Raw genomic sequence first — 5,287 nt, forward strand, 5'->3', positions numbered from 1 at the left:
CACTTTTTCCAAAAGAGTGTTGACGCAAACAATGGTTTTTTCTTTGTCTCTGGAAACGCGGGAAAAATCCAAAAGTTCTTGAACTATTTTTTTACAACGGATCGCCGCTTTTTCAATTTCTTTAAGATCTTCATAGGCATCCGGATTGTTTTCCATTTTCCTCAACAAAAGCTGGGTAAAAGCAAGCACACCTCCGAGAGGATTGTTCACTTCATGGGCCACGCCACCCGCCAGCATTCCAATGGCCGCCATTTTTTCCTGATGGATGACCTCTTGTTTGAGGCGAAGTTCTTCCGTGACATCGTGGTAATACATGACAGCCGATTGCATGACTCCATTTTCATCATATAAAGGGTAGGCATGAGCCACATAGTCCTGTTTTTGTATTTTATTTCCCAAATGGGCTTGGATCCGTTCTCCGCTTTGTAGCATGTTTTGTAAAGGACACTGGGGACACGGAGAATCTCGGTGGGCGAAGGCCTCGTAACATTTTTGTCCAATCACTTTGGTAATCTGGTTTTCACCAACTTTGGCTATGCTGAGGTTGGCGCGGAGAATGGTGTAGTGTTCATCCACAATCATCACGGGCTCCGCAATGGCATCGAATGTAGATTCCCACGTATATTTCCCTCTGGAAACCACATCGACCAACTTTTCCAGTTCTTGGACCTTCTTCAGGAGCCCTTTGCAAAACTCCGCCAGCTCCGGTTTGCTGAGGTGCGATAAAGTACGGGGGATGTCTGTTTTTTCTTCTTTCGTGAAATGCGGAGTTGCCATCGAAATCAAGGGTAACGGATTTTTGACACCTTTCAAAGTTAATTTTTACCTGCCCTCTTAGAATTGAATTTAACTATTTGATATTACTGATGTAAGTCTTGAGTAAAAAATAACCCTGAGGAGTTTTTTGACACGCAACTTGCGTGATCAACTTACTCGAAATCCAGTGTGTCTTCGTCGGGGTGTGCAACGCCGTACATTTTCAGGTCAATTAAAAGAACCGTGATGTTATCCCGTTTTTTAATTTTTTCATTGTCTCCATCTTCCTTAAGTTTTCTTTTTTCTCCCAATTCGAGCGCTTTTTCGATCATTTTCTCACAAGCCTCTCCCATATCGGGAATGGAGACCAGCGGAGTCATTTCCCGCAACGGCACATGGTCATAAAAACCATCGCTACAAAGAAGAAAACGGCCGCCGGAATAATGAATTGGATAGGAATTGATTTGCGCGACTACTTGAGATTGCGTACCGATGGCGTTGGTAATTTTGCTTCGATAATGCGGGGCATCTTCCGGTTTGATTTTTCCCATAAGAATTTGCTCATCCACCCAGCAATCGTCGCGAGTCATGCGGAAAAGCTGATTATCCCAAAAACCATAAGCTCTCGAATCGCCGACATTAAAAGACCAAACCTTGTCTTTCAAAAACCAGAGACCAACCAGAGTGGTTCCCATTTTCAATCCATTTTTTGATTTTTTAACGGCTATGCGGTGCAATTTTTGACCGGTTTCCCAGACGGCATATTCAATGTAGGACGCGGGTCCGTTTGAGTCAGCGCGAAAATCGGAAAGAATATCCATGGTCGGTTCATCAGGCGAGGTTTTTCCCGAAAATTGAAACTGCACCGCCTTGATAAGAGTATCCATCATTTGTTTTGATGTAAAATCACTGGCAAAATCTCCGCCGGCCGGTCCACCCATTCCGTCACAGAGAAGGTAGATGCCGAAACGATCGTTTGCCAAAAACACATCCTCATTGTTGGGGCGATCACCTAAATTGCTTAAACCACAACTTTTTAATTCCAATCCAAATGTGCGTTTTTCCTTAGCCATAAGCCGGGCATTAGTGGAGAAAAGGATCCAAGGTTACCTCATCGGCGGCAACCTCGGACAGACACGATGAAGCATCCATGAGAGAAACATTTTCCTGTCCATATTTTTCACACCATTGTTGCATCCACGGTTCCCATTGAGGACATTCGTCGTCGAGGAGAAATGCTCGAAGCATCGGCTTTTGAGAGATGGGATCAACGGTCTTGGTGGCCAACAAGACGGCGGAAAGCGGAAAAACAAGCGAGAAAGTTGTTCCCTGTCCCGAAGCGCTTGAAACGCCAATCGAACCTCCGTGGGCTTCCACAGTCTGTTTGCAAAAGGAAAGGCCAAGACCCGTGCCATCTTTTTTGCCGTGCGTGAATTTCTTGTCGAAAATTTTGTGAAGATGTTTCTTTGCAATTCCTTTTCCGCTGTCGGTCACGTCAATCCAAACGGCGTGTTCATTGTGCAAGAGGGAAATCATGATGGTACCCAAGGGTTTTTCAATGGCTTGCATGGCATTGATGCAAAGATTGGTCAAAACACGTCCCACTTTTGATTCGTCAAAAATTCCGACAAGATGTTCCGGTCCCGCGTAATGAAATTCGATACCACGTTGCGCGGCCTGCGGTGATAGTTCGGCAATCGTTCTTTTGACAATATCCGCAAAATCGTTTCCTTTATAGTTGAGTTCGCTGGCTCGCGCATAATCTCTAAGGTGCATGATGAGTTCCAAAATTTTATCAAAAGATTCCTGCGCAATTTTACGGCAATCTTTACCCGATGAAGCGTATTCCGCCTTGGGTTCGGAAAACATATTTACATAGAGTCCCAAAAAAGAGAGAGCCCCTTTCAGATCATGTACGGCCTGATCCACCACTTCGGTCCACTCTTTGAGACGTTTCTCCGCAGGGTGAGAAACTTGCGACTTCTGCAAAACGGGGTTGTTGTCGACCAATCCGTGTTTGAAAGCATCTTTTAAACAGTAGTAGGAGCCTCCATAAGATCCGTTATACCAAGGCTTGTCCGGAGGGCGGGCTTCGTATCTTTCCTCACCCATACCGAGATAAATATCGCAATCAATACAGATGGGGCACCAGCAATGCACCAGAGAAGATTTTGCCGGCGTTTTACCGGTTTTCGTTATGAAAGAATCCTCGCAGTCGATCGGGTATCCGCAAAGTTTGCAGACAAAATCTCCCTTCACCTCTTCGACAGCTTCGCATTTCCAGTGAAGCAGGTCTTCATCAAAAGTTCGATTAACCGCCTCATCAAAATTGCCGGCTGTTACGGTAAAACACCGGCCGCTTTGAAAATGTTTCAGGGAGTAGGTTTTCTTCTTCACCATATCTTTCAGAAATTTACCATCAACCCGAAAACAAATCAAAACAAATGACATGAGGTTTTTTTAACCCGTTATTATCTGTCCAGCATGGCTAAAAAAACTAAATTTATCTTCCTTGTGTTTTGAAAAAATTGTAAAATCTCGGAGTGTATGGTTTTTTGATTTTTTAATGACAAGGGGGGTTCGATGGTTAAACAGACAACAGACAAGGTTATCGGCAAAGTAGGTGATTACGATCTTTTGCGGGACATCAGTCACAGCAAACATTATAAAACTTTCAAGGCCACCAATCATGAGGGGAAATTTTTCTCTTTGGTAACGGTTGATTGCGCAAACGTGTTGCTCGATCAAAAGAAAAAATTGCACGAACAGGATTCGCAGATGGATGAAGAAGAAGTGGAAAAGCTGGCGCGCGAAAAAATCGGCGAACTCTACAGGGAACTCCAGCATGTCTATACCGTTGCGAAAGATTTTTCTCATCCCAACCTGCCCGCCGTTTACGACTGGATTCACGACCAGCAAAACGACAGGAATTTCTTGGTGATGGAATACACATTGCCGGTTGAAAATAATATTTTCGCGGCAACCGAGGGAATCACGCCGATCCAGACGATTTCCGTTTTTCTTCCCCAGTTTGATGCCACAGGTTATCTTCACAGACAGGGTTATCTGCACGGAAATTTGAGGGCGAACAGCATCCGGGCCAATATGGAAAGCCCTCCTGTCATTAAAATAGTGACTTTCGGACATTTGGTATCTCTGGATGGTGACAAACACGGGATCAAGGGAACGGGTTTCTATGTTGCACCCGAAGTGGCATTGCGACGGTACGATCAGATAGGGCCGACTTCTGATCTTTACTCGTTGGCCCTTATCTGGCGCTACTGCATCACGCGTAAATTGCCTTTTGTATCAAGACAAATGTATGTCAATGATGCCGAGCGTCTGGCGCAACACATTGAAAAACACGAGGCTCCACTTCCACCCATGAAAAACCATGTTTCCAGCTTTGATCTTATCCCGGACGCCATGGAATATCTGATTTCAAAACTGACGGAACCGGATCCCCTGAAACGGGAATTCAAAACATCCCAAGATGTCGAAAATTACTGTTTTGAAAATTGGCCGCGTGAGAGCAGAGAAATGCCCATTGCAGGAACCATCACAACGAGATGAAGTTTTATGCCGATGTGGGGAGGCTCTTAAAGCTTGTACAAAACCCAAACTTTGATAGGTTGCAAGCATTAGCGTCGGGTCGTGTTCGATCCGTGTTCACAGAAAAATCAGGGTGGTTTGAAAATGAAAGTGCAAAATCAAGAGAGAAGGAAATTGCTTGAAGAGGAGCTACAACGTATATTGACCGTCCTGATTCGGGAATATAAGCCGACGCGCGTTTATCTTTTTGGATCGCTGGCTTCCCCCCGTGTTCATGACTGGAGCGATATCGATCTGATTATTATCAAAGAAACAAACCGGCGTTTTTTGGATCGAATCGGGGACGTTTTGGTTTTATTAAAGCCACGGGTCGGTTGCGACATTGTGGTCTACACTCCCGCTGAATTTGATGAAATGAAAACAAGAAAATTTTTCAAAACGGAAGTGGATCAACACGGTAAAATTCTTTATGAAGCGGCTTAATCCATGGTTTGAACTCTCCCGGGAGGATTGGCGCACGGCTGAGTGGACTTTACAGGAAAAAATCTTCAACCAAACTTGTTTTCATTCACAACAAGGCGTCGAAAAGATTCTCAAGGGTGTGCTGTTTGAAAAAGGGCGGGATATTCCAAAGACCCATCATCTTTCAGAACTCCTGACCCTTTGCGAGAAACATTTTCCGGCGTTGGGTAACTTTCGGGAGGAATGTCTTCTTTTGGACCGCTACTATATTCCAACTCGTTATCCCGATGCCTTACCCGGGAGCCTTCCTGAAGGACTGCCAAGCATGGAAGATGCCAAAAAAGCGCTGGATACTTTTCAACACCTGCGAATGGTCGTAATCCCCCCTTCCTTATGAAGTTTTATGCGGGACAGATCATTGACGGCCATCGCATTATCAAACCCGATATCGGCAAAGGGGGCTTTGGCGTTGTGCACGAGGTGCTGGACCCGCAAGGCAGACGGTGCGCGCTGAAAG

Annotated in this window: 6 protein-coding genes; 3 read left to right on the top strand and 3 right to left on the bottom strand. The window is 45.1% G+C overall.

Translation table 11 applies throughout. The annotated features are described in order from the left end of the window. The 3 genes from HY877_03210 to HY877_03220 form a co-directional block, all read right to left on the bottom strand. Positions 1–813: PAS domain-containing protein (locus tag HY877_03210; GenBank protein MBI5299287.1), on the bottom strand; the 813-nt coding region annotated here is incomplete at its 3' end. A gap of 116 nt (positions 814–929) precedes the next feature. Continuing rightward, positions 930–1,739 carry a serine/threonine-protein phosphatase gene (locus HY877_03215; GenBank protein ID MBI5299288.1) on the bottom strand — a complete coding sequence of 270 codons (810 nt, stop codon included), beginning with the start codon at positions 1,737–1,739 and terminating at the stop codon, positions 930–932. Between the two features lie 100 nt (positions 1,740–1,839). Then, positions 1,840–3,156 carry a HAMP domain-containing histidine kinase gene (locus HY877_03220; GenBank protein MBI5299289.1) on the bottom strand — a complete coding sequence of 439 codons (1,317 nt, stop codon included), beginning with the start codon at positions 3,154–3,156 and terminating at the stop codon, positions 1,840–1,842. A 183-nt stretch (positions 3,157–3,339) separates the two neighbouring features. Here HY877_03220 and HY877_03225 point away from each other — a divergent pair, with 183 nt between their 5' ends. The 3 genes from HY877_03225 (at position 3,340) to HY877_03235 (ending at position 5,167) form a co-directional block, all read left to right on the top strand. Continuing rightward, complete coding sequence (locus HY877_03225; protein ID MBI5299290.1) at positions 3,340–4,329, top strand: protein kinase; 990 nt, start codon at positions 3,340–3,342, stop codon at positions 4,327–4,329. Positions 4,330–4,452: 123 nt separating this feature from the next. Further along, the gene (locus HY877_03230) at positions 4,453–4,791 is read left to right on the top strand and encodes a nucleotidyltransferase domain-containing protein (GenBank protein ID MBI5299291.1); all 339 of its coding nucleotides are present in this window, start codon (positions 4,453–4,455) and stop codon (positions 4,789–4,791) included. After that, positions 4,778–5,167, top strand: a complete 390-nt coding sequence (locus HY877_03235) for a HEPN domain-containing protein (GenBank protein MBI5299292.1) — start codon at positions 4,778–4,780, stop codon at positions 5,165–5,167. Before HY877_03230 ends, HY877_03235 begins: the two co-directional genes overlap by 14 nt. The last annotated feature ends 120 nt before the right edge of the window (positions 5,168–5,287 follow it).

This window comes from Deltaproteobacteria bacterium (assembly GCA_016213065.1).
In the GTDB taxonomy this organism is placed as follows: Bacteria; UBA10199; UBA10199; order SPLOWO2-01-44-7; family SPLOWO2-01-44-7; genus JACRBV01.

Excerpts from the sequence above, each read along its gene's own strand:
- HY877_03220 (MBI5299289.1), bottom strand. The coding sequence starts at position 3,156 with ATGGTGAAGAAGAAAACCTACTCCCTGAAACATTTTCAAAGCGGCCGG.
- HY877_03225 (MBI5299290.1), top strand. The coding sequence starts at position 3,340 with ATGGTTAAACAGACAACAGACAAGGTTATCGGCAAAGTAGGTGATTAC.
- HY877_03230 (MBI5299291.1), top strand. The coding sequence starts at position 4,453 with ATGAAAGTGCAAAATCAAGAGAGAAGGAAATTGCTTGAAGAGGAGCTA.
- HY877_03235 (MBI5299292.1), top strand. The coding sequence starts at position 4,778 with ATGAAGCGGCTTAATCCATGGTTTGAACTCTCCCGGGAGGATTGGCGC.